26 protein-coding genes are annotated in these 24,129 nt (G+C 53.4%); 23 read left to right on the top strand and 3 right to left on the bottom strand.

From position 1 onward, the window contains the following. Positions 1–326 precede the first annotated feature (326 nt). The 5 genes from L6439_RS04360 to mtnA all read left to right on the top strand — a co-directional run bounded on the left by L6439_RS04360 (position 327) and on the right by mtnA (position 6,411). Positions 327–1,445 carry a sugar ABC transporter substrate-binding protein gene (locus L6439_RS04360; protein WP_213471059.1) on the top strand — a complete coding sequence of 373 codons (1,119 nt, stop codon included), beginning with the start codon at positions 327–329 and terminating at the stop codon, positions 1,443–1,445. Positions 1,446–1,535: 90 nt separating this feature from the next. Beyond that, positions 1,536–3,050 carry a sugar ABC transporter ATP-binding protein gene (locus L6439_RS04365; protein ID WP_213471060.1) on the top strand — a complete coding sequence of 505 codons (1,515 nt, stop codon included), beginning with the start codon at positions 1,536–1,538 and terminating at the stop codon, positions 3,048–3,050. 1 nt (position 3,051) lies between these two features. Beyond that, positions 3,052–4,059 carry an ABC transporter permease gene (locus tag L6439_RS04370; RefSeq protein ID WP_168181578.1) on the top strand — a complete coding sequence of 336 codons (1,008 nt, stop codon included), beginning with the start codon at positions 3,052–3,054 and terminating at the stop codon, positions 4,057–4,059. A 21-nt stretch (positions 4,060–4,080) separates the two neighbouring features. After that, positions 4,081–5,307, top strand: a complete 1,227-nt coding sequence (gene mtnK / locus L6439_RS04375) for an S-methyl-5-thioribose kinase (protein WP_213471061.1) — start codon at positions 4,081–4,083, stop codon at positions 5,305–5,307. Positions 5,308–5,337: 30 nt separating this feature from the next. Beyond that, on the top strand, positions 5,338–6,411 hold the full coding sequence (gene mtnA, locus L6439_RS04380) for an S-methyl-5-thioribose-1-phosphate isomerase (protein WP_237096741.1): 1,074 nt from the start codon (positions 5,338–5,340) through the stop codon (positions 6,409–6,411). A 412-nt stretch (positions 6,412–6,823) separates the two neighbouring features. On the opposite strand, the gene L6439_RS04385 is transcribed toward mtnA, so the two are convergent. Together L6439_RS04385 and L6439_RS04390 are read right to left on the bottom strand one after the other, a co-directional pair. Beyond that, a complete protein-coding gene (locus L6439_RS04385; protein WP_213471063.1) occupies positions 6,824–6,964 on the bottom strand; it encodes a hypothetical protein in 141 nt (46 codons plus the stop codon). 402 nt (positions 6,965–7,366) lie between these two features. Beyond that, positions 7,367–8,128 (bottom strand): DeoR/GlpR family DNA-binding transcription regulator, encoded by a 762-nt coding sequence (locus L6439_RS04390; protein ID WP_168181581.1) that lies wholly within the window; start codon positions 8,126–8,128, stop codon positions 7,367–7,369. A 378-nt stretch (positions 8,129–8,506) separates the two neighbouring features. Here L6439_RS04390 and L6439_RS04395 point away from each other — a divergent pair, with 378 nt between their 5' ends. The 13 genes from L6439_RS04395 (at position 8,507) to L6439_RS04450 (ending at position 17,040) form a co-directional block, all read left to right on the top strand. Beyond that, the gene (locus tag L6439_RS04395; RefSeq protein ID WP_168181588.1) at positions 8,507–9,271 is read left to right on the top strand and encodes a class II aldolase/adducin family protein; all 765 of its coding nucleotides are present in this window, start codon (positions 8,507–8,509) and stop codon (positions 9,269–9,271) included. A gap of 14 nt (positions 9,272–9,285) precedes the next feature. Beyond that, positions 9,286–10,842 carry an aldehyde dehydrogenase family protein gene (locus tag L6439_RS04400; RefSeq protein WP_213471064.1) on the top strand — a complete coding sequence of 519 codons (1,557 nt, stop codon included), beginning with the start codon at positions 9,286–9,288 and terminating at the stop codon, positions 10,840–10,842. Positions 10,843–10,893: 51 nt separating this feature from the next. After that, the gene (locus L6439_RS04405) at positions 10,894–11,220 is read left to right on the top strand and encodes a BMC domain-containing protein (RefSeq protein ID WP_168181583.1); all 327 of its coding nucleotides are present in this window, start codon (positions 10,894–10,896) and stop codon (positions 11,218–11,220) included. Between the two features lie 76 nt (positions 11,221–11,296). Then, positions 11,297–11,602, top strand: a complete 306-nt coding sequence (locus L6439_RS04410; RefSeq protein WP_168181584.1) for a BMC domain-containing protein — start codon at positions 11,297–11,299, stop codon at positions 11,600–11,602. Beyond that, positions 11,599–12,147, top strand: coding sequence for a BMC domain-containing protein (locus L6439_RS04415; RefSeq protein ID WP_213471065.1), 549 nt, complete (start codon positions 11,599–11,601; stop codon positions 12,145–12,147). The genes L6439_RS04410 and L6439_RS04415 overlap by 4 nt, the downstream gene beginning before the upstream one ends. 1 nt (position 12,148) lies before the next feature. Then, positions 12,149–12,424, top strand: coding sequence for a BMC domain-containing protein (locus L6439_RS04420; protein WP_087440595.1), 276 nt, complete (start codon positions 12,149–12,151; stop codon positions 12,422–12,424). 58 nt (positions 12,425–12,482) lie between these two features. Then, complete coding sequence (locus tag L6439_RS04425; protein ID WP_087440596.1) at positions 12,483–12,758, top strand: BMC domain-containing protein; 276 nt, start codon at positions 12,483–12,485, stop codon at positions 12,756–12,758. A gap of 242 nt (positions 12,759–13,000) precedes the next feature. Then, positions 13,001–13,666, top strand: coding sequence for a phosphate propanoyltransferase (pduL, locus tag L6439_RS04430; RefSeq protein ID WP_213471066.1), 666 nt, complete (start codon positions 13,001–13,003; stop codon positions 13,664–13,666). Between the two features lie 17 nt (positions 13,667–13,683). Further along, positions 13,684–13,962: a EutN/CcmL family microcompartment protein gene (locus L6439_RS04435; protein WP_237096742.1), complete on the top strand. Its 279-nt coding sequence runs from the start codon at positions 13,684–13,686 to the stop codon at positions 13,960–13,962. Positions 13,963–13,974: 12 nt separating this feature from the next. Then, the gene (locus L6439_RS29265) at positions 13,975–14,109 is read left to right on the top strand and encodes a hypothetical protein (protein WP_269155978.1); all 135 of its coding nucleotides are present in this window, start codon (positions 13,975–13,977) and stop codon (positions 14,107–14,109) included. A 4-nt stretch (positions 14,110–14,113) separates the two neighbouring features. After that, positions 14,114–15,445, top strand: coding sequence for a CoA-disulfide reductase (locus tag L6439_RS04440; RefSeq protein ID WP_213471067.1), 1,332 nt, complete (start codon positions 14,114–14,116; stop codon positions 15,443–15,445). 12 nt (positions 15,446–15,457) lie between these two features. Continuing rightward, a complete protein-coding gene (locus tag L6439_RS04445) occupies positions 15,458–16,294 on the top strand; it encodes a CoA transferase subunit A (RefSeq protein WP_213471068.1) in 837 nt (278 codons plus the stop codon). Continuing rightward, the gene (locus L6439_RS04450) at positions 16,291–17,040 is read left to right on the top strand and encodes a CoA-transferase subunit beta (RefSeq protein ID WP_237096743.1); all 750 of its coding nucleotides are present in this window, start codon (positions 16,291–16,293) and stop codon (positions 17,038–17,040) included. The genes L6439_RS04445 and L6439_RS04450 overlap by 4 nt, the downstream gene beginning before the upstream one ends. A 96-nt stretch (positions 17,041–17,136) precedes the next feature. Here L6439_RS04450 and L6439_RS04455 read toward each other — a convergent pair whose 3' ends face one another. Further along, the gene (locus tag L6439_RS04455; protein WP_213471069.1) at positions 17,137–17,859 is read right to left on the bottom strand and encodes a glycosyltransferase family 2 protein; all 723 of its coding nucleotides are present in this window, start codon (positions 17,857–17,859) and stop codon (positions 17,137–17,139) included. 490 nt (positions 17,860–18,349) lie between these two features. Here L6439_RS04455 and L6439_RS04460 point away from each other — a divergent pair, with 490 nt between their 5' ends. The 5 genes from L6439_RS04460 to L6439_RS04480 all read left to right on the top strand — a co-directional run bounded on the left by L6439_RS04460 (position 18,350) and on the right by L6439_RS04480 (position 23,720). Next, the gene (locus L6439_RS04460; RefSeq protein ID WP_168181062.1) at positions 18,350–19,699 is read left to right on the top strand and encodes a glycosyltransferase family 2 protein; all 1,350 of its coding nucleotides are present in this window, start codon (positions 18,350–18,352) and stop codon (positions 19,697–19,699) included. A gap of 18 nt (positions 19,700–19,717) precedes the next feature. Continuing rightward, positions 19,718–20,818: an acyltransferase gene (locus L6439_RS04465; protein ID WP_213471070.1), complete on the top strand. Its 1,101-nt coding sequence runs from the start codon at positions 19,718–19,720 to the stop codon at positions 20,816–20,818. 4 nt (positions 20,819–20,822) lie between these two features. Then, the gene (locus L6439_RS04470; protein ID WP_213471071.1) at positions 20,823–21,959 is read left to right on the top strand and encodes a glycoside hydrolase family 18 protein; all 1,137 of its coding nucleotides are present in this window, start codon (positions 20,823–20,825) and stop codon (positions 21,957–21,959) included. A gap of 680 nt (positions 21,960–22,639) precedes the next feature. Beyond that, a complete protein-coding gene (locus tag L6439_RS04475; protein WP_213471072.1) occupies positions 22,640–23,155 on the top strand; it encodes a hypothetical protein in 516 nt (171 codons plus the stop codon). Positions 23,156–23,171: 16 nt separating this feature from the next. Continuing rightward, positions 23,172–23,720 carry a hypothetical protein gene (locus L6439_RS04480; RefSeq protein ID WP_213471073.1) on the top strand — a complete coding sequence of 183 codons (549 nt, stop codon included), beginning with the start codon at positions 23,172–23,174 and terminating at the stop codon, positions 23,718–23,720. Positions 23,721–24,129: the final 409 nt, after the last annotated feature.

The raw sequence follows: 24,129 nt of genomic DNA on the forward strand, positions 1-24,129 counted from the left end.
GGTATGGTACCGGCCAGACTTAGTGCACCAAGCAATGGACGAATATGGGGGGATTCCCATATTCGTTTTTTTTGTATGGGTTTATTTTGTGTGCATCCAAATTGTTGTTTTAAAAGTAAATAAAGCCAATATTTTCGACTATACCTTTACAAATGACAAGGAATAAGCAAAAAAATAATGTAATAATCAACACAAAACAATATAAAACAATAAATTTTCATTGCGATATAGGTATGAAGGTGGTAGTATGTTAGACAACAACAGGTTTTATGGCTTTTTGCATAGGACCTGAAGGGCTTTTGATTACCTTAAAAGGGGTGCAGGAGATGAAGTTCAAAGTGATGACCCGATTTGTCGCTGCCGTAATGGCTGTATCGCTTGTGTTGGCAGGCTGTTCCACCGGGGGAGATTCCGCCCAAAGCAAGCCGAATGTGGACAAGAGCAACATCGAAAATCTTCCTCAGCCTATTGCCAGCAAAGACGTGAAGATCATGGTTATCCGCAAAATCGGAGGCGACGATCATACGGCGCAATTTCTGGCAGGCGCCAAGCAAGAGGGCGAATCGATGGGATTTACGGTGGACACCTACTCCGCGAACGGCGATACGGCCAAATTCCATGACGCGATAGCCCAGGCTCTCGAAAAGAACTATGACGGCGTCATTATCTCGCACGGAGATGACGCGGCTACGGTGGATGATGTCAAGAAGCTGACGGAGAAGGGGATTCCGGTCGTCACATTCGACTCCAATCCGGACTTGGCCAATATTGAAGGCGTGACGTTAACATCGCAGGACGACAAGCAGCTGGCCCAATTGGCGTTGGACAGCATGAATAAGCAGTTAAATGGAAGCGGTAACATTGTTTATTTGTGGGTAGACGGATTCCCGCCGATGGTAAGCCGGAACGGCGTATACCAAGACTTTTTGAAGGCGAATGCGGGCATTAAGGAGATCGAGCGCTTCGGCGTCGCGGCATCCGATACATCGGTGCAGACGCAGAACGCCGTATCGGCGATGCTGACCAAGCACGGCCCAGGCCAGATTGACGCCATCTTCGCGACATGGGATGCGTTCGCCATCGGCGCGGCGCGGGCCGTCAAGGAAGCCGGCCGGGACGAGATCAAAATTTACGGCATCGACGTGTCGAACGCCGATTTGCAGCTGATGCAGGAAGAGAATAGCCCATGGGTTGCCACGGCCGCCGTCGATCCGAAGGTGATCGGCGCCGTCAATATGCGACTGGTCGCGAAGAAGATCGCGGGCGAAGACACGCCGCCAACCTTCGACCTCAAGCCGACAATGATTACGCAAGAGCAATTGAATTCCTCCGGGGAAAAAGTGAATATGGAGAGTCTCAGCAAGATCATCCCGGATTGGGGCGTAAGCACGGACTTCGAGGAGGACTGGATGCAAGCCCTTAAGAAAGCGTATTCATCCAAATAAGAAGGGGACGGAGGGAAGCGCGGAAGGGCCTCCGCGGCCAACGCCGGATGGACGGCGCTTGCCTCCCGATTCCGTACAGGAGGTGGAGAGATGATTGGACAGCAAGCGATTCGCCTGGATATGAAGCGGATTTCCATCGAGTTCCCCGGGGTGAAGGCGCTGGATAACGTGGATTTTACAACCGACACCGGAACCTCCCATGCTCTTATCGGCGCGAACGGGGCGGGCAAATCGACGTTGATGAAGGTGTTGTCGGGAGCCTACAACCATTACACGGGAGACATTTTTATCGGCGGCCAAGCGGCGCAGATTCGTTCGCCGAAGGATGCGAAGGACTTGGGCATCCAGATTGTATATCAGGAAGTGGATACGGCGCTCATCCCTTATTTGACGGTCGGCGAGAACATCATGCTGGATGATACGGTCAACGACATGGGGAAAAAGCAGTGGATCAACTGGAAGCGGATACACAGCGGCGCGAAGGCGACTCTCGAACGGATGAATGTGAAGGTGCCGACGAAGAAGCTGGTCAGCGAGCTGACGCTGGCCGAGAAGCAGATGGTTCTGATCGCGCGGGCGATAACGAAGGAATGCCGCTTTCTCATTTTGGACGAGCCGACCGCGCCGCTCAGCCATGCGGAGACGGAAGAGCTGTTCCGCATCGTGCGGGAGTTGAAAAAGAACAATGTCGGGGTCATCTTCATCTCGCACCGTCTGCCGGAGCTATTCGACATCTGCGACGACATTACGGTGATGCGGGACGGTCAATTCGTCGTCAAGAAGCGGATTGCGGACACGAATCCGAATGAAATTGTGGAACGGATGCTCGGCAAAAAAATGGACGATCAATTTCCGAAGCTTCCGATCGAAATCGGAGACACCAATTTCGAAGTAAAGGGCCTGACGGATGGCGACAAGCTGAAAAATATCGATTTCTATGTGCGAAAAGGGGAAATCATCGGCCTCGCCGGACTGGTAGGCGCCGGAAAAACCGAGCTGTGCAAGGCCCTGTTCGGCGCGTCCCGCATTGCGGCGGGCGAGCGTGTGCTGCAGAAGCGGAAGCTTTCCATTCGGAATTGCAATGAGGCCGTGAAGCAGGGAATCGCCCTCGTGCCGGAGGAGCGGCGCAAGGAAGGCATTCTCGTGCTGGAATCGGTGGCGAACAATCTGTCGGTTGCCAATCTGGCGAGGTTCTGCGCGTACAAGACGTTCCTTCAGTTCGGCAAGGAGAAGAAGGAGGCGCAGAGGCTGATTCAGGATCTGGGCATCAAGACGCCGAACGAGCTGGCGAAGGTGAAAAACTTGTCGGGCGGAAATCAACAAAAAGTGGCGATCGGAAAATGGCTGGCGACCGAGGCGGAAGTGTACATTTTCGATGAACCGACCAAAGGCGTCGACGTCGGAGCGAAAAAGGACATCTTCAAGCTCATTTCGCGGCTTGCGCAGCAGGGGAAGAGCATCATCTACGCCTCCTGCGAGCTGTCGGAGATCATCGGCATCACGGACCGCGTCTACGTGCTCTATGATGGCGAGATCGTGAAGGAGCTCCGGACGAGCGCGACCAATGAAGAAGAATTATTGTTCTACTCGACGGGAGGAAAGTAGCATGAGCATGAGCACAGGGACAGGGCAACAGCGTCAAGCGAAGGCGGCCAAGTCTTTCGATTTCTTCGATTTTCTATATAAATACGGCACGATTGTCACGATTCTCATCCTGATTGCCGTGTTCGGAATCATGTCCGAGAGCTTCCTGATGCCTACGAATATCATCAACATCTTGCGCTCGATCTCCATCGTTACCGTCATTGCGATCGGGATCACGATCTCGCTCTCGGTAGGCGGCTTCGACCTGTCGGTCGGTTCCGTGGCGTCGCTGGCCAACGCCGTCGTCATCTCCATGTTCGTCTGGCATTCGCAGAATGCGTTCGTGGGCATCGTCACGGCGATCGCGGTCTGTCTAATCGCTGGCCTGCTGAACGCGTTCATGATCGTCAAAATGAAAATTCAAGACATGCTCATGACGCTGGCGATGATGTTCATCATCCAGGGGGCGGCGCTCACGTATACGCGGGGAGCGACCGTATCGCAGAACATGGTCATGCCGGACGGCACGTTCGCCACGGGGCAGATCAGCGCCTTTTTCTCGAAAATCGGCCAGGTGCCTTGGATTATCATCATAATGCTTGTCGTCGTGGTCCTCGTCCATATTTTCCTGAACTACACGAAGCATGGCAGGTACATGTATGTCATCGGCGGCAATATGGAGGCGGCCAAGCTGTCAGGCATTCCCGTCAACAAATATCGCGTGCTCGCCTATGTGTTGTCGGCCGGATTCGCGGCTATCGGCGGCATTATGCTGGCGTCCCGCGTCATGACGGCGGAAGTCAATGCGGGCGCTCCTTATCTCATGGACGCGGTGGCGGCGGCCTACATTGGGTTCTCCGTCGCGGGCGCCGGCAGACCGAACGCATTCGGCACTTTCGTCGGCGCGGTGCTCATCGGCATTTTGCAGAACGGCCTGGTCATGATGTCGGTTCCTTACTACGCGATGGACATCGTGAAAGGAACGGTGCTCGCTTTTGCTCTGGCTTTAACCTATTACAAACAGAAATAACGGGTGCAGGAGGAGATCGAAATGAGCGAATTCAAGACGTATTTCACGATGACCGAAAGCGATGCGATTCAGTATGCCCTCAGCCAGCTTGATTACTTCGATCGGGATGCCGGGCTGTCCTGCAAGGAAATCGGCGACGGCAATCTCAACTATGTGTTCCGGGTCGTGGACGACAAGACGGGGCGCTCGCTCATCATCAAGCAGGCGGGGCCGGTCGCCCGCATCTCGGATGAGTTCAAGGTGTCGCCGGACCGGAACCGGATCGAGAGCGATATTTTGCGCATCGAGCATGAACTGGCTCCGGGACTGGTGCCGCAAGTATACAAGTATGATCCGGTCATGAACTGCTGCGTCATGGAGGACTTGTCCGATCATGAGATCCTTCGCGCCGCCCTGATGAAGCATAAGCAGTTCCCGCTGTTCGCCGAGCATATCTCGACCTTCCTGGTTAATACGCTGCTGCTGACATCGGATGTCGTCATGAATCATAAAGAAAAGAAGGAGCGGGTGAAGGAGTTCATCAACCCGGATCTGTGCGGGATAACCGAGGATCTCGTCTATACCGAGCCGTTCTTCGATTGCCCGCGCAATGATGTGTTCCCGCCGCTGCTCCCGTTCGTGAAGGAATATTTGTGGGAGGATGAAGCGCTGCTCCTGGAGACGGCGAAGCTGAAGTTCGAATTCATGACCAATGCCCAGTCGCTGATTCACGGCGATCTGCATACGGGCTCCATCTTCGTGAAGCCGGATTCGACCAAGGTGATCGACCCGGAATTCGCCTTCTACGGCCCGGCCGGCTACGATGTGGGCAATGTCGTCGCCAACTTGATCTTCGCCTATGTCCATGCGGACAGCGTCATGGAGGACGGCGCCGAGAAGGAGCGGCAAAAAGACTGGCTCCTGTCAACGATTCAAGATATGATTGATTTGTTCAAAGCGAAATTTTTGGCGGCGTGGAAGGAATTCGCGACGGATCCATGCGCTTCTTACAAAGGCTTCGATCAGTATTACCTGGAGACGATTTTGCGGGATGCGGCAGGGGTTGCCGGGCTGGAGCTGTGCCGGCGGACGCTCGGCCTCGCGCATGTCAAGGACATGACGTCGATTGCGGACGCGAACGCGAGGGCACGGGCGGAGAAGATGTGCATCGTCATAGGCAAGCGCTTCATTATGGAGCGCCGTCTGATGAAGAACGGGACGGATTTCATGAAGGTCATTGCGGCCGCTGGCGAAGCGTACAGCAGATAAGGAGGTCATGGGACGATGGGAGACAACGGCATGACAGCGACAATGATTCAATCGGTAACGTTGGATGACGCGAACGATACGCTGGTCATTCTGGACCAGACGGTGCTGCCGAACGAGAAGGTTTTTCTCAAGCTGAAGGAATTGAAGGATATTTGGGACGCGATCTACCATCTGAAGGTGCGCGGCGCGCCGGCGATCGGCATTGCGGCAGGATACGGCCTGTATCTGGGCGTCAAGGCTTCGGTAGCTCCGACGAAGGAAGAGTTGGCCGAGGATTTCAAGCGGGTCAAGGACTATCTGGCATCCTCCCGTCCGACGGCGGTCAACCTGTTCTGGGCGCTCGATCGGATGGAGGCGCGCTTCCGGCGGGAGCAGGGCGGAAGCATCGCCGAGATCAAGGAAGCGCTGCGGCAGGAGGCGGAAGCGATCCGGGCCGAGGATGAGCAAGTCTGCGAGCAGATCGGCCGCCATGCCTTGTCGCTGCTGGAGCCGGGCTGGGGCATCCTGACGCACTGCAACGCGGGGGCGATTGCGACGGCCAAATACGGCACGGCGCTGGCGCCCATCTATTTGGGAGAGGAGCAGGGATACGGCTTCAAGGTGTATGCCGACGAGACGAGACCGCTGCTGCAGGGCGCGCGGCTGACGGCCTGGGAGCTGCAGGAAGCGGGCATCGATGTCACGCTTATCTGCGACAACATGTCCTCCATCGTGATGAAGGAAGGCAAGATTCAAGCCGTCCTGGTCGGCTGCGACCGCGTGGCCGCCAACGGGGATACCGCCAATAAGATCGGCACGTCGGCGGTGGCGATTCTGGCGAAGCATTACGGCATTCCGTTCTATGTGTGCGCGCCGTTGTCCACAGTCGACCTGCAGTGCGCGACAGGCGACGACATTCATATCGAGTTGCGTCCGGATGAGGAGATTACGAGCAAGTGGTATGAAAAGCCGATGGCGCCGGCAGGAGTCAACGTCTATAACCCGTGCTTCGATGTGACGGATCACGAGCATATTACGGCGATCATTACGCAGCACGGCATCGCATACCCGCCGTTCGCCGACAGTCTGCCTGCCATGTTCGCGAAGCAAGCATCGGGCAACTAAAACGGAAACGCTCGCATAGAGACTGTACAGATCGAAAAATGGCGGCGCGCAAAGCGGCGGAAGTTGGATGAAGCAGTGAAATGCTGCGTGGATGCAGCAATTTCTGCTCTTTAAGCCGCTATTTGATGAAAGTCCTGCAAAAATCAGGCTGTTGAGAAAGTCCAAGGAATTTTTTTGCACTTCATTTTTTATGTGGTGGATCTTGCCTCAGTAAAAAATCGGTTTAAAACGCTATGGGTGCCAAGTTTTGAGTAGGAAAATGGACAATCTCCACCCCTTCGTAAAAACAGGGGTTTTCCAACGGCCAGAAAACGGCACCATTTCCCACAGACACGTCTATCCAGTAGGCGAAATCCGCAAAACTGTACGATTTCTCCAGATACGCCTATTCGGTCAGCGAAATGCTGCGTAATTACAGCAATTCGATATGGACGACTTTACCAGAAAGGGAATCCTGCAAAACTGCAGGAATTTCACCCGTTTCGCATCGGCTTGAAGCAAAAGGGCCTAAAATGATGTAGATTTGCAGCAATTCCTTGGGATGTGGATTCATTGAGCCGAAATTCCTGTAAAATAGCAGCAATTCCTTCGACATGTTCCAGCCGCAGGAGGAGCAATGCTTCCAGGAGGCAATGATGCCAAGTTTTGAGTAGGAAAATGGACATCTCCACCCCTTCGTAAAGAACAGGGGTTGTCCAACAGCCTGAAAAATACATGATGTTCACCGATTTTTGTCTTTTCTCGATTGGATCGTCAGAAATTGATGCCGTTTTGCAGGATTCCCAGTAACGGAGTACACGTCAAAAAGAAAAGGTGTATTTGTGAGTTTTTCGGGAAGTCGAGTTTTTGAGAAGCAGGGGGCTGTCTCACTGTAGTGAAATACTACTTGTGGGACGCCCCCTTCTTCTCTGCGTTGGATTCTGTTGGACTCAACGGCATCGCCGCCTGGGCTTCCTTATACACATTCATGCAGCGAGATATTGCGCGAATCGAGGAACTCGTGCCAATCCTCTCCCAGCTGCTTGTCGGTGACGAGCGTATGGATGCGATCAAGCGGACAAATGCTGGCGAAGGAGGTGCGGTCGAACTTCGTGAAGTCCGCGACGAGATAGACCTTGTTCGCGCGCTCGACCGCGAGCCGGCGCACCTCCGCCTGCTGCTCGTTCGAATCGGTGATGCCGTGCTGCATGCTGACGGAGCGGCATGAGATGAAGGCGAGGTCGAAGAAATAGCTGTTCATATTCAGTTCGGCGTTCCGCCCGAGCGCGGACATGGAGCTCGAAGAGATGCCTCCCCCAATCATGACGAGATGGACATTGCCGTGATCGAGCAGGGCGTTAGCGATTTTGAGCGAATTGGTCACGACCGTGATGCGCTTATTCTCCAACTGCTGCGCGATATAGAGCGACGTCGTCGACGCATCCAAGAAGATGGAGTCGCCGTTGGCGATGAATTCCGCGCACCGCTCGGCCATGCGCTTCTTGCCGTCGACGTGGATATGCTCCCGCAGGTTGACATTCACGTCGTTCTGCACCCCGTCCGGAACATAGGCTCCCCCGTACGTGCGTATCAGAACGCCCTCGTCCTCCAGCTGCTTCAAGTCGCGGCGGATCGTTTCTTCCGTGACGTTGAACAGGGAAGTGAGCGCGGCGACGGTCACGCTCTTCTGCTCCATGATGATTTCTTTGATTTTGGCTTTTCTGGCTACTGGTAACATGATCTATTCGCTCCTAAAAACAGACATTTTATTGTTTTCCATTAAGTATAACATACTTTCCTCCTGATAAAAGTGCTGTGTTTTATGGGGTGGTTCTCGTTTTCGTGCCGATAAGGACCTGATTCAAGCTAAAAATAGAATAAAAAGTAGAAGAATGATGAATTTTGTGTCCAGAAAACAAACATAAAACAATAAGAGTCAAAATAAAACATTGACAAACAACGTATGAAGTAGGAAAATAAATGACATAAAGGATGTGTTCAAAAGCGAACTTTTTGAACAAACCTCAATCAGGCATGCGCTTTCAGGGAATCTACAGGAGGTGACATCGTGCTAACCCAAGCAACACCCTACTATTCTGATTTTGAAGCGAAGAAAATGATCTGTGAAATCGGCCGAAGAATGTACCTCAAAAATTTCGTGGCTGCCAACGACGGGAACATTACGGTAAAAACCGGTCCCAACACGATCTGGGCCACGCCGACAGGAGTAAGCAAAGGGTTCATGACCCCCGACATGCTCGTCAAGCTGGACTTGGACGGGAAGGTGCTGGCCGGCAGCCGGAAGCCGTCTTCCGAGATTAAGATGCATTTGCGGGTCTATGCGGAGAATCCGGACGTGCGCGCGGTCACGCATGCGCATCCGCCGGTGGCGACCTCGTTCGCCATCGCGGGCATCGATCTCGATCAGGCCGTATCCCCGGAGGCGGTCGTCATTCTGGGAACGGTCCCGGTCGCGCCGTATGCGACGCCGGGGACGCAGGAGGTGCCGGACTCGATCGCTCCGTTCTGCAAGGATTACAATGCGGTGCTCTTGGCCAATCACGGCGCGTTGACCTGGGGCAAGGACATCATCGAAGCCTATTATCGCCTGGAGTCGCTGGAGCATTACGCGCTGATGCTGATGTACTCCGGCAAAATCATCGAGCAGGCGAATGAGCTGAATTGCCGTCAAGTGTCCGACCTCATCGAGATTCGCAAGAAGATGGGCATTCACAGCGGAGGGATGCCAGCCTGCAAGCCGGAGGGGGCCGTGAAGCCGAGCCGCGCGGAAGCGCAGGCGATGAGCGAAGCCGACAAGGAAGACATCATCAGTCAGATTGTCGCCAGAGTTACGGAACAAGTGCTTCAGAAGCTTCAATAGAAGGGGTGAACGAAGTGGGCATCAAGCTATCGGAATCGGATATCCAGAGCATTATTCAAGGCGTGCTGAAAAATATCGAGCAGAGCTTGCCGGGCAGAAAGACTCAACATGCAGAGGCCGGGGTTGGGAATGCCAGGTATGCGAATGTTGGGCATGCAGAGGCCGGGCAGACGCGGCCGGAAGCGGAGGAGACGGGCGGTTCGACTGCGGATAAGGAGAAGGGAGGCGAACGGGGCGTCTTCGCCGGGGCGGAAGCAGCCATTGATGCGACTTCCGAGGCGCAGGCGGCCTATGTCCGGCAGTTCAGTCTGCAGGATCGGGAGCGGTTCATCGCCGCCATTCGCCGCGCGACGCTCGAGCAGAAGGACGTGTTGGCGAGCATGACCTGGAAGGAGACGAAGCTCGGCCGCTATGAGGACAAAATCGCGAAGCTGGAGCTGACCGCCACCAAGACGCCCGGCACCGAAGACTTGATTTCGAAAGCGTTTACAGGCGATGACGGACTTACGCTGCTGAAGGAAGGCCCGTTCGGCGTTATCGGCGCCGTGACGCCGGTGACGAATCCGGTCGAGACGGTCATCAACAACGCGATCGGGATGCTGGCGGCAGGGAATGCGGTCGTCTTCAATGTGCATCCGTCCTCCAAGGCCTGCTGCGCCTACGCGGTGCAAATGATCAACCGGGCGGTGCAAGAGGCGGGCGGGCCGGCAAACCTGGTCACGATGGTGAAGGAACCGACCAAGGACACGCTGGATGCGATTGCGCAATCGCCGAAGGTGGACCTGCTCGTAGGAACAGGCGGCCCCGGATTGGTGAGAGCGCTGCTGCGCTCGGGCAAGAAAGCGATCGGCGCGGGGGCGGGCAATCCTCCCGTCGTCGTGGATGACACCGCCGACATCGAGCGGGCCGCCAAAGAAATTATCGCGGGCGCTTCCTTCGAGAACAACATTCTCTGCATTGCGGAGAAGGAGGTGTTCGTCGTGGACAAGGTGGCGGACGATCTGCTGTTCCACATGCTGAATCACGGCGCATACCGGCTGGACGACCGCGAGCTCGAACAGGTGATGAGCTTCGCGCTGGAAGCGAACGAGAGCGGGACGGCCAGCGGTTGCTCGCTGGACGCGAAGCGCGAGTACCGCACCGCGAAGGAGTGGATTGGGAAGGATGCGGCTTTGTTTTTGGAGAAGATCGGCGTCGTTCCCGGCAAGGAGGTCAAGCTGCTTATCTGCGAGGTCGACTTCGGCCATCCGTTCGTGCAGCTGGAGCAGATGATGCCGATACTGCCGATCGTGCGCGTGAGCGATCTGGAGGAGGCGATTCGCCTCGCCGTCCTGGCGGAGCACGGCAATCGGCATACGGCATTGATGCATTCCACGAATGTGGCGAATCTCGCCGCCTTCGAGCGCGCGATCGGCACGACGATCTTCGTCAAGAACGCCTCGTCGCTCGCGGGTGTCGGTTCCGGCGGAGAAGGCTTCACGACGATGACAATCGCCGGGCCGACGGGCGAAGGCTTGACATCGGCCCGCACGTTCACGCGGAAGATGCGAAGCGTTCTTGCGGAGCGCTGAACCTGAACATCTGACGTCGGGGATAATTCCGGGCAAGAGGGGTAGATGACGATGGCAGACGGCAAAGCATTGGGATTCGTGGAGGTTCAAGGCTACAGCGTGGCCCTGGCGGTGATGGACAAAGCCTGCAAGGCGGCTGACGTGCATATTCTAGGAATTGACGCGAATAACCCGCCGGAGAACATGGAGACGTCGATCCCGTTGATGGTTCAAGTCAAGTTCAGCGGCACGGTCAGTCATGTGCAGACGGCGCTCGCGGCGGCGCGGGAAGAGGCGTTGACGTATTTGCGCGGGGATCAAGTGATTACGAAGTGCATTACGTCAGGCAGCCCCGGCATCGCCTCCTTGCTGAAGCAGGGCAAAGTAGCGGTGAGATAGACGGGAAGCCGGCGGACCATGTCCGGCAATGGGCAGGAACGGGCCAGGCTTCCCGGCAAGAAGGGGAGGGGGCGGCATGAAGCGAGAAGGGAAGCAATCTCTTGGCATGATAGAAACGATAGGCATCACCCCGGCTATCCGCGCGGCGGACATGATGATGAAGTGCGCTTATATTACCGTAGTCAGCATTGAGAAATCAGGAGCGGGCATCGTGACGGTACTCATTGAGGGCAAGCTGGATTCCGTTCAGGCCGCACTCGAGATTGGAGCGCTGGAAGCGCAGAATACGGGGGAACTTGTCGCCGTCCATGTCATCAACAATCCGGATGACGGGCTCGCCGAGCTGCTGCCTCGCAATGGAACGGAGGGAACCCGGGAATGACGTACGATGCGATTGGCGTAATCGAGGCCCGCTATTTCGCGACGGCGCTGGAGATGACCGATGCGATGAGCAAGGCGGCCCAGGTGGAATGGCTCGCTAGCGAGAAGGCCTTGGGCGGCAGGCTGGTGACGATCATCATCGGCGGCGATGTCGCCAACGTGAAGGCGGCGGTGGAGGCGGCCAAGGCGGTATGTGCCGGCAAAGCGGTCAATCCGCTCGCCCATGCGGCGGTCATCCTGAAGCCTCACGCGGAGATAATGAAGTTCATTATGCCTAGACAGGCGGGGGAAGAAGAGCGTGCCGGGGCGGCGGGATCGGGGGCAGCTGGGGCATGGGATGCAGGCAAGGCAGCAGCGGAAACGGCCTTAGACGCAGGCAAGGCATCGTCTTCGGATCCGGCTGTCAGCGAAGCGAAGGCGAATACGGTTCCGGCTGCCGATGCGGACGTTGAGACGGGTGCCCCAGCCGGAACGAAGACCCCGTCAACGCGGAAAAGCTCCCGGCCGGCCGCGGCAGAAAAGAACAAGATGAAGGAGGAACAATGAGATGAACCAAGCATTGGCGATTGTGGAGACAAGAGGCTTGACGGCGGCGATAGAAGCGGCGGACGCCATGCTGAAGGCGGCGAATGTGGAGATTGCGGGAACGGAGAAAATCGGTTCCGGACTCGTGTCGGTTATGGTTCAAGGCGATGTCGGCGCGGTCAAGGCCGCTGCGGAGGTCGGTGCCGAGGCGGCGCAGCGCGTGGGCGAATTGGTTGCCGTTCATGTCATCCCGCGTCCGCATGGCGACGTGGCGAAGCTGATTGCCGCAGGGAAGTAAGCCGGGCAAGACCGGCATCAATGAACTTCATTTTCATATCCACAAGGAGGCTATCCAAATGAACGAATCATTGGGGATTATCGAGACGAGAGGCTTGACGGCGGCGATCGAGGCGGCGGATGCGATGCTGAAGGCGGCGAATGTGGAGATTGTAGGCACGGAGAAAATCGGATCCGGACTGGTGACGGTCATCGTTCGCGGCGATGTCGGCGCGGTCAAGGCCGCGACCGAGGTGGGGGCCGAAGCCGTGCAGCGGTTGGGCGAGCTGGTGGCGGCGCATGTGATTCCTCGTCCGCACAGCGATGTGTTGAAAATTCTTCCTTCCCTGAAATAAGCGGGATAACCGCTCATTCGGACAAGACAATCCATGAACCCGGCAAGAAGAAGGCTGGGCAGGAAGGAAGCCTCAGGAATGGGGCGAGACAAGCGGCTTTGCGCGGCGGCGATGCGATGCTGTAGGGCCGTGCGGAAGCGGCGCAGAGCGCAGGCGAGTTCGCGATTGTGCCTCGTCATTCCACGTCTGCCAAGAGGCGGCGCCCGCATCCTGCCCGCCAACCCATCATGGCGGTGATAAAGATGACAGAACAGGTTAATAAGGAACTGACGGATTATATTAAGCGATTGGTGATGGAAGAACTGGAACGCTGCGGCTTGGCTCCTGCCCGTGAGCCGCTCCGCTTCGTGCCTGTCGGCGTCTCTGCCCGTCATGTGCATCTGTCGCAAGCCGATATGGAGCTGCTGTTCGGCCAGGGCAAGCCGCTGACCAAGTTCAAGGATATTTCTCAGCCCGGCCAGTTCGCGGCGAACGAGAAGGTGACGGTTGTCGGCCCGAAGGGGACGATTGAGAACGTCCGCATTCTCGGGCCGTTCCGCAAGCATACGCAGGTGGAGATTGCGGCCAGCGAAGCGCGCAAGCTGGGCGTTCAACCGCCCGTTCGCGAGTCGGGCCGGATCGAAGATTCTCCGGGCGTGCAGCTCGTCGGTCCGCACGGCGCCGTGACGCTGGCGCAAGGATGCATCATCGCCGAGCGCCATATTCATATGACGCCTGCCGATGCCCTTGCGTATGGCGTGCGGCATGGGCAGAAGGTGCAGGTGAAGGTGCCGGGCGACAAAGGCGGCATTATGGATCATGTATCGATCAAGGTGCGGGAGGACTACGCCCTGGAAATGCATATCGATACGGATGATTCCAATGCCTTCGGCATCAAGCAGGGAGACGCGTTAGAAATATTGCGGTGAAAGCGAGGCTTATGGCGATGAAGATGGGCAAAGTGGTGGGCAACATGGTTTCCTCCCGCAAATATGACGGGCTTCAGGGCTACAAGCTTCTCCTCATTGAATTATGCTATACCGAGCCGAAGGCGTATATCGTCGCGGCCGACACCATCGGAGCCGGTCTCGATCAGCTTGTGCTGGTGGCGGAAGGCAGCAATATTCAACAGGCGCTGACGAAGCCGGCGCCGATCGACGCGCTTGTGGTCGGCATCATCGACAGCGAACCGGCGCTTCCCGCCGCGGCCCCGCCTGCCGGGTGAGGAGGAATTCCGATGAATGAACCATTGAAGGATAGCGGGCGTGATGTACGAGGAAATTGCCGCGGCGTTCCAAGGGGGAGAAGCGCGGATGAGGCGCTGCAGCGTGCCGAAGCGCGCATTATCGCCATTCAGCAAGGAGGAGGCTGATCCTATGAAAATCATCATTATCGGCGGAGTCGCCGCCGGCATGTCCGCCGCATCCAAGGTGAAGCGGACCTCTCCGGAGACGGAGGTCGTCGTATACGAGAAGGGGAGCTTCCTGTCTTACGGCGCCTGCGGCTTGCCATACTACGTGTCAGGCGCCAACGACGATTACCGGAAAATGATCGCGCGCACCCGGGAGCAGTTCGAGCAAGCGGGCATTCAGACCCGCCTGCGGCATGAAGTCCTGAAGATTGTTCCCGAGTCGAAGCGGATTATGGTGAAGGATCTCGACAAGAACAAGGTGTTCCTCGACCACTACGACAAGCTGATGATCGCGGCCGGGACCGTTCCGATCGTGCCGCCCTTGCCGGGCAAGGAGTTGCCTGGAGTACATCTGCTGAAGACGCTGGAAGACGGCATCGCGCTGAAGGAGAAGGTCGCTTCGCCGGACGTGAGGGATGTGGTCATCGTAGGCGGCGGATATATCGGCATCGAGGTGGCCGAGGCGATGGTCGAGCTCGGCAAGCGCGTCCGGGTCGTCGAGCTGGGCGATCGCATCCTGAAGACATTCGACCCGGAGATTACCGGCATCGCTTCCCGGGAATTGGCGGACAAAGGCGTCAGCCTGAACACCGGGGAGAAGGTCGAGGCAATTGAAGGGACGGAGCGGGTGACCGGTATTCGCACGGACAAGGGCGCCTATCCGGCGGATATGGTCATCCTGTCGGCGGGAGTCAAGCCGGCGACCGGCTTCGTGAAGGGGACGGGCATAAGATTGGCCCGCAACGGCGCCATTATTATCGATCGCGAGATGAGAACAAGCGTGGAGGACATCTATGCGGCGGGGGACTGCGCCGAAGTATACAGCCGCGTCATGGAGGAGAACACGTATATTCCGCTCGGCACGACGGCGAACAAGTGCGGGCGGATTACGGGCTTGAATCTGCTGGGCAAGCATGAGAAATTCATCGGCACGCTGGGCAGCGCCGCGATCAAAGTGTTGGGCCTGGAGCTTGGCCGCACCGGAATGTCGGAAGAGGACGCGAAGCGGCTGGCCATCGATTATGGAACGGTATGGGTCAGCGCCGCCGATCATCCGAAGTACTATCCCGACCCGACGCCGATTCATTTGAAGCTCATCTATGAGAAAAAATCAGGCGTTCTGCTCGGCGCGCAGGGCATCGGGGAGAAAGGAGTCGTGCTCCGCATCGACATTTTGGCGGTCGCGATTCATAACCGCATGACGGCGGCGGAGATGGGCATGGTCGATCTCTGTTACGCGCCGCCGTTCGCCGGCGTCTGGGATGCCGTTCATATCGCATGCAATGCTATCAAATAGGTGGTGGACCGAATGAGTCGAAAAATAATCGCCCTCCAGGAAGCTGCCGCGCTGGTTCGCGACGGCGACATCCTCGCTCTCGGCGGCAATGTGCTCCACCGCGCGCCGATGGCGATGGTGCGGGAGCTGGTGAGACAGCGGAAGCGCCGGCTGCGGCTGGTGAAGACGGCGGGGGCGCATGATATCGATCTCCTGTGCGCGGCAGGCTGCGTGCAGTCGGTCGATGCGGGCTTCGTCAGCTACGAGACCGAATACGGCCTGGCGATGCATTACCGCAAAGCGGTGGAGCGAGGCGAGGTGCAGGGGCGCGAGCATGCGTGCTATACGGTCATCTGCGCCTTGCGCGCGGCGGCGGCGGGCGCTCCGTTCATGCCGGTGGCCGGATTGAAGGCGGGGGATCTGATCGCCGCCAACGACTATTTCGCGGCGATCACGAGTCCGTTCGGAGATGAGCCTGTCACGGTAGTCCGCTCCATCGTGCCTGACGTGGCCGTGCTGCATGTGCAGGAATGCGACGAGGACGGCAACGCCGTCATTCTCGGCCCGAAGTTCGAGGATGTGCTCATGAGCCGCGCAGCCAAGCGGGTCATCTTGACAACCGAGAAGATCGTGCCGAAGAGCAAGATGCGGATGCGTCCCGACAGCGTCGACATTCCTCGCTTCCTCGTCGAGGCCGTCGTTCACGCTCCGCGCGGCGCGGCGCCATGCTCCTGCGACAAGAGCTATGAAGCGGACTTCAAAATGCTGGAGCGGTTCGTAAAGATGAAGACGGCGGCAGAGATTGAGGCGTATGTGCAGGCTTACGACAGCAAGGATCGAAGCGGGATGAAGGCAGGTGGCCAGTGGTGAATCAGTCGAATCAAACGCAAGCGGCTTCGCAGCAAGGACGGGTCAGCGACATCATGGTCTGTGCGATGGCCCGCATGCTGCAGGACGGGGAGACGGTATTTCACGGGGTGTCATCGCAGATGCCGATGGTCGCCATGATGCTGGCCCGGCAGCTTCATGCGCCCAATCTGGTCCATCTGAACATTCCGGGGGGCGTCAATCCTTCCTCCATTAAGAAGGCATCGTACTCGTCCGCAGGGGCGGATTTGCTGGCCAGCGCGGAAGCGTATTTTCCGCTGGATCAGGTCTTCGACCTGTCGATGCGCGGCGGGCTGGATGTCGCTTTTCTCGGCGGCGTGCAGTTCGATGCCCGGGGCAATGTGAACGCCTCCGTCATCGGGGATTACCATCAGCCGAAGGTCCGCTTGCCTGGGGGAGCCGGGAGCGCCGTGCTTATCCCGACCGCGAGGAAGGCGATTATATGGCGGACGAAGCATGATCGGCGCACCTTCGTCGGCAAGGTCGACTTCGTGACGACACGGGGCAATGTATGGCGGATCGTCACTCCGCTCTGCGTGTTTGCGATGAAGGGCGGGATGCTGATGCTCGAGAGCATTCATCCGACATCCTCCCTGGAAGAAGTCGTGCAGAACACCGGGTTCGAGGTCAAATACGATGAGCTTCGCTTCACTCCGCTGCCGACAGTCAGGGAGTTAAGCGCATTGAAGCAGATCGATCCGTTCGACTACCGCTCAAGCGAATTTTAAGGCTCCTGGCCCGTAACTGGCAATTCTCCATGATGAAGACAACCCGCAAGCCAAGCTTTTCCTTGAAGGAGAGGCCGGAATTGCGGGTTATTTGTGTCAGATCGCATGATGATCCCCTGGTTCTCCTTCGCTATCGCGCAAATAGTTCGGAACCGGGTTCACCGGATATTGGCCGAAGGGCAGGATATAGGATTCTTGCCCCAGCGTCCCGCCCCACTTCCGTTGATAGTAGCTATGGTAGAGCGGAAATGTCACCTGGTGGAGCAGCGTCAAATATGGATCGGACTTCACCGTTGAGGCCCCGTCATTATGATGGGTCACGCCCAGGCCGGTGTGGGCGATCTCGTAGCCGGAGAGAAGCACTCTGCGGTACCAGTCCTGATCCGAGAAGTACATCGGCAGCTCCGTGTCCCATGGTCCCGCGGTCTTCACGGCCTCCATCCGGAATGCCGCCAGCGTATCGAGGTTGGTAAACGCGATGCCCCATCTGTGTCCTTCTTGCAGCCAGCGCTCCAACATGGCCAAAAAGGCTTCGGGTGTCCCCTCATGCGCTTCCGCGTCGCTGTGCATATACAATATGGCATCGCAGTTCCGTTCCGCCCCCCAATATTGCAGCAAGTTCTGCGACTGGCTGTGCGACAAGGGAACGGGCGGGACATAGACCGTGACCATCGAAGACAAGCCGGGATTCCGGCGCAGCTCCTGCCCCGGCGAATTGTCGATGACGACCGTGTGCGGCCAGCAGTGCCGGATGCTGCCTACCGCCCGGTACAGCAAGTCCAGCCGATTGACGTAGAAAATGCCGACAATAACCTTCACGTATCTCCCTCCCTGCCGGGCTTGCCGGTTCAGCCAAGCTTTTCTACATACAATGCGGCCGCGAACCAATCCGCTTGTGGCTTTGAGAAGGAATCGGAGCCGAATATGAAAATAGGCTTATTCCGTTTGGCTCCCGGATTCAAGGAATTTCCCCCTCCTCAAGAGAAATTTATCCCATCAATTGTGGTAAGGAACAAAAATATTTAACATTTACATTAATATTACATTTAGAGGTAAAATGACCCAAACCAAAGTCTGAATTTGAAAAGCCGCAATGTATTCGTTTTCTTGGTTCTTCATGCGGTTTTACTTTTGCATGCCAATTAGGATAGGTTGATTAGTAGAAATGGCGTAATCTGTAAATAAGGAGGCGAGAGGAGTTGTTCCCGTTTGTTGAGATCGGCGTCAAGGAAGCTTGGCTCTGACCTCAAAAAACGAGCATTGCACCCAGAAATCAGCTCAATGTTAGAGAGAAAAAGGAGTGAGTGCCATGCAGTACATTTTTTATGGAACAGCTGTCACGTTTCTGGTGTTTCAACTTCTGTATACCATCATTCCATTGGTGTGCAGCAAGGTGAAAAAGCTGAATCCCGATCTTGCGGAAAAGTCGATTTCGGTGCTCGTGCCCGCCTATAACGAGGAGCTTACGATCAAGAATTGCATAGATGCCATGACGGGCCTGCATTACGACAATTATGAAATCATCGTCATCAACGACGGTTCCAAGGACGCCACCTTCGCCAGGCTGGACGAGCTGCTCGAATTGGAGCCGGATGACCGGGAAGCGGACAATCAGTTGGCTTATAAACCGATCAAGGGATGTTACCGTTCCCGGCGGTATCCCCGAATCTTTGTCATCGACAAGCTGAATGGCGGCAAGGCGGACTCGCTCAATGCGGGCATCGATTGCGCCGCTTCGGAGATCGTCATTACGTTGGATGCGGACAGTATGCTGGAAGCGAACGCGTTGAAATATGTCAATCAATATTTTCATCAGGACGATGTGATTGCGCTGGGCGGCACGGTCAAAATTGTCCAGGGCGCAGAGAAGCGGAACGGCGTCATCGTGGAGAGATTCCGTGGCACAGGGCTTGTTAAGAGCCAGATCATCAATTATATTCACGGCTTCTACGTCCGCAAATTAACGCAATCCGTCTTTAATTCCATTGTGGTCATCTCAGGCGCATTCGGCGCTTTTTACAAAGAGATCTTAATTCAGGTGAACGGATTCCGCAGCACGGTGGGAGAAGACATCGACATTACGTTGAAAATTCATGAGTATTTGAAAGCGAAGCAGTTGAAGAAAAAACTGGTGTACGCGCCGGAAGCGGTCTGCTATACCGAATGTCCGGAGAACCTGCCCAACTTCTACAAGCAGCGCATTCGCTGGCAAAAGGCGTTTGTCGACTGCATCTTAATCTACTGGTCGAAGCTGTCGCAAAAATTTTCCTCTGGCGTAAGCCTGTTTTTTGCGATCGACGGCTTTATGCTGGGCACCTTCTCGGCGTTTACGACGCTCTTTTATGTGGCCCAGGCTCTCATCGCAGGCGGAAATCTTATTCATGCGATTATTTTTCTGCTGATCAGCCTGGTGTTCAATGCGGCCCAGATTATGATCTCCTTATACTTATGCAAAAAATTCGGAAGCACGTATTCGTTCAAAGACTATGTGAAAATGTTCCTCTTCAGCCAATACGAATTGCTTACTTACCGGAATTTGCTGCTCTACATTAATATTGCCGGGACGTTCAAATATTTTGACAATGATGAAGGCTGGGGGTTCGTCGAGCGCAAAGGCGTCGCCGCGATCAGCCAGAACATCGCTGCCGGATCAAATTAATGGAATGGGGGAGCACGCATGAGCAGCGTTTTTCACACGAAACGGATTTTATATGTGGATATATTGCGAATTTTGTCTATTATCGCCGTTAATATTTTGCATTTTACCGCGGAATTGTTGACCAGCTCGAATGATTTCAACACCGCTTCGTGGTGGATCAGCAATCTGTTTAATTCGATCTCGCGCTTTGCCGTTCCGGTGTTCTTCATGATTAGCGGGGCGATGATTCTGAGAACCGAGATCCGATCATATCCGGAGTTCTATAAAAAAAGAGTCGTCCCCTTGCTCATTCCGCTTGTGAGCTGGTCGCTCATTTATGGCTTGTACAATCAGTACTATATTTTACAAAGCAAGATGACGGCCTACGAGTTCGTGCTGGATTTCGGCTATCGGCTGCTGACGGACCGAACCTATGTGCATTTGTGGTTCCTGTATGCCATTATCGCGATTTATATGACCGTTCCCTTAATCAGCAAATTAATCAAAACATGCAGCGAACGGGATCTCCGCTATTATCTGCTGCTGTGGTTCATTGTCAGCATCGCGTATCGCTTTATCTCCGACGCTGTCTTTCGCGCCACGGATCAATATATCAATATTCCGATCATGAACATCCCTTTCTTTATGGGGTTTCTGGGCTATTTTATTTTGGGATATTATCTCTTTCATTACGATCTGACGCCGCGGGCGAAAAATATCGTATTCAATCTCGGCATCGTCTCCTTCTTCCTGACTCCGGTCGCGACGTATTTCGTCTCGCTGCGGAACGGCGTGCTGGATGAGATGTTCTACGGCAACTATTCCATCACCACTTTCTTCATGGCGGCCGGCATGTTTATTTACTTCAAGGAAAAAGAAGAGCGGATCAGCGAAAAAGCGAATCATAAAATCCAGAAATTAATCAGTTCGGTTTCCAAGGCGAGCTTCAGCATCTATTTAATCCATCTGCTCATCGAAATGCTGGTGTCCGGCCGCACGGAAGTCCAGGCGTCGGTGCTGGAGGCGACGCTCAGCCTGCTCGTCAATATCGCAGCCATATTCAGCATCAGCTATATCACCGTCAAGGTGCTCAATCTCAATAAACTGGTTACCTACGTATTATTCGGCGGAAGAGGGTAGAACGATGAAAGTAAACCTGTGGACGAAATGCTTTATCGTCGTGCTGCTGGCCGGGATGGGCCTGTATTTCTATCAAATCTCGAACGCGGGGGATCGCAAAGTCACGGCGGTCTATGTGGAAGCATGGAAAGATTATAAGAACATCAAGCTGTCGGAAAAAAATGTGGATATTGCCTTTATCGCTTTTGCCAAAATCGATGGCACGAATATTTATTTTCATGAAGACGGCGCGACCAATGATCAGATCAAAGAAAACATTAAAAAGCTGAAACAGCATAATCCGAAGACCAAAATGGTCTTGGCGGTGGGCGGCTATGGCGCGGATGGCTTCTCTGACGCTTCCTTGGACGGCAACCGCTATCTGTTCACCGAGAGCATCATCAATATGGTGAAGGAGCTTGAGTTGGACGGCGTCGATATCGACTGGGAATATCCGGCGTTCCACGCTTGGAATACGCAGAAGGCGCGCCCCGAGGATACGCAAAATTTCACGAGTCTCATGAAGGAATTACGGGAGAAGCTGTACCGGCTGCCGCATCCAAAGAATAAAAAGTATCTGCTCACCTTCGCTTCGGGCACCCAGGACTGGTATTTCCAAAATGTCGAGGTCAAACAAGTCGAAAAATACGTCGATTACATCAACGTCATGACCTACGACTTCACCGGCAGATGGTCGGACACGACCGGGTACAACTCCAATCTGTATCCGGATCGCGAGAAGAAAGCCAAGCACAGCATCGATCAAGTCATCACGATGTACCTGGACCATGAGATTGACAGCAAGAAGCTGCTGCTCGGCGTCCCTGCCTATTCCTACGGCTGGAAGGACGTCAAGAGCAAGACGGACGGCGCCTTCACTCCCGGCAAGCCGATCGATATCGACAAAACGGATCTCAGCTACAAAACGATCGAGAAATCCTACTTGAACAAAAACGGCTATAAGCGCTACTACGACGATCAGGCCAAGACGGCCTACCTCTATAACGGCAATACCTTCATCAGCTATGAGGACAAGGAAGCCCTGGCGGAAAAGGTGAAATACATCAAAGCCAAAGACCTGGGCGGGGCGATGGTCTGGGAATACTCGCAGGACGCGGAGGACGGGATTGTGAAGTTTTTGGGGGAGAAGTTGAATAGGTGAGTATTTAGGTTTTGCAAGCTAGGCGGGAGATTAAGAAATATAATGCTAAGTTTCAGAATATAAATCATTTTCTTTTAACATCTGATCAATATTGCATTTTGAGGATATAATTTATATGATTTATTATATAATGGAATTTTTATATTTCATGTTTAGCCTTAAGTGAATAATTTTGCTCAGATAAAGTGTCACAAAAAAATTTTAAATAAGGGGGGTAGTGATGATACCGTTAGTTAGTGCTTGTTTTTTATTCTTACTATTTATATCTCCAATTTTATACAAAATAAACAAAAAAATAAACAAAATAGAGGAGTACTTACAAAGAAATGGTGATTATAATAAATACTATTGAACTTATTGACTGTTCTTTTCAATAAGAATTGATTTTGTCTTATATTTCATATTCATCTCTGGCGGGTTTACGTGAAGCGTAATACTCGCCTTTTTATTTGATATTTTCTTTGCAGGACATTATGTTTTTACAATCTAAAGGTCAAAGCCTGTTTCAAAACACTATTTTCATACCCTAAAGGAGAGAGCAAATTGAGTAATTTAGAAAATTACTGGTTTATAATTGTTGGATACATAATCCTTAAAAGGAAATAAAAAATAATTATCTTGACGTAAAGATGAAATGATTGTATTATATACCTATATTTGCTAAAGGGAGGGTGTGTAAATTGAAAAACAGAGTGTACGCATTGGTTTTTGTCCTGTCATTTCTTGTATCAAGTTCAATCGGAGTTGTTATTGTGAACGCGCTTGACTCCAGCAAGATTTGCTATTCAAATGTTGGTGCTTTCACTTCATGTTCAAACACACTTAGGGTAAATGACTCTCTTGCGAATTATCAATTAACCCAAAAAGAAAAATATGATGTCAAAAATGCATACTCAATTTATTTTGTCTTCACAGAATGGAATCCAAAAGTCACGGCCGGTGACCCTGTAACGATATCTTATTTCCTTACTGATAACCATAAGAGCAAAATTATTTATACAGACGATTCTGCATACGGAAAAAGATTAGCGGACTTTTCATCATCGATGAGGTCTATCGATAAAACATCTGAATTTTACCCTGGAGAAGCCCCGACTGCAGTTTTATATTCCCGTAATACCCACCCAAGATGGTGTGGTACTCAACCTTGGACTTGTAAAGAATATGTTCAGGCTAATGAAATAAATATTAATTAGGACCGAGGTGTGAAGAATGAAAAAACAGTATAAAATTCTAGTGCTGGGAACTATCGGGAGTGTACTTCTTGGTGTTTTTTTTGCCTTAGGATATAATCATCTTAGTTCTAATAGGGTATTTGCTGAAGCAGAGAAAGGCAATCAAACATTAAGTATTGAAGATGCAATAAATAGAGTCTCATTTAATGTAAAACAACCAAAAAATATACCTTTTGAAGTCACGCATAGTTTTGCTTCTGTGTCGAATATTAATAATAAACAAATGATTCAATTATACTATATAAATAATCAAACAGGGGATGTTCTCACGGTAAGAGCAATTAATTCAAAGGTTGTACCACTTGATAGTGAAAATTTACTTCAATCCTATTCATCAAGTGAATTGAATGATACCAAATATTTAAACAACGGAAACGCACAAATTTTTTACTGGAGTGATGGAGGCGTTTCATATACTCTTATTGGAGAAAAAGGCAATGTGGGGGCATTTGGGAAGTCTTTAGCGAGCGAAAATAATATTTTTAGTCCTAATGAGCTTGAGTCTATAGCCAAATCAACAAAATAAGGTTTCACATAATCCCTAAATAGATATGCCTTGCTGCCGACCATTATTTCTGGTTGGCTTTCTTATTGGTCAGTAGTTAGGAGAAGGGTCTATTGCTGTGTTGGAAAATATCCCCTAATCCAAGACCTAGTAGTTTAGTTGGAGTTCACTTAAAGTCAAACTAAGAAATTGGAATAGTGTATCTTTATGGCAGATCTTTATCTTCGATGGTCATAGGGCCTTGAGAATAATGCATCGTGTGAAGGGAATAGATCGATCTATTCAAAAGATGTAGCTCAACGGTCAATAGACTGTTGAGCTCTTTATATTTTCCGTCTTAAATCGACCTGGAAAGAGGAACTTCTACCAAAATCTCGAAACATAATATATAAGTCTTCAGATAGAGTCTTACGTTACTATATAGCAGAAT

The organism is Paenibacillus dendritiformis, from assembly GCF_021654795.1.
Taxonomy (GTDB): Bacteria; Bacillota; Bacilli; order Paenibacillales; family Paenibacillaceae; genus Paenibacillus_B.